The 301-nt window shown below is 68.4% G+C and carries 1 protein-coding gene; it reads right to left on the reverse strand.

Features of this window, described 5'->3' with window-relative positions:
- Nucleotides 1–19: 19 nt before the first annotated feature.
- Nucleotides 20–301 (reverse strand): hypothetical protein (locus FVP33_RS19710; RefSeq protein WP_425460962.1); only part of this gene is annotated, 282 nt, incomplete at its 5' end.

Genomic DNA, 301 nt, shown 5'->3' on the forward strand with positions numbered 1-301 from the left:
GGAATCCTCCGCCGTCGAACTACTCCGGGAACGGCACGGAGCCCCATCCGGCATCGACGTAATGGCGGTAGGCGGGCTTGAACCACGCGGGGGTCTTGACCGAGCCATCCGGCTGGCGCCGCGCACCCTCCACGTCGCCGGGCTGTTTGGTCGGCGCGACCACGTTCGCCATGCAGTCGCCACACCGCTCGAGCAGCTCGACCACGGGGGCGAGGTCGGCATGCCCGAAGCCCGGTAAGCGTGCGACGTCGGGATACCCGACCACTTTGTCGAGGACGATGGCAAGACTGGACACTGGGGG

It is taken from the genome of Lacisediminihabitans profunda (assembly GCF_008040105.1).
Lineage (GTDB): Bacteria > Actinomycetota > Actinomycetes > Actinomycetales > Microbacteriaceae > Lacisediminihabitans > Lacisediminihabitans profunda.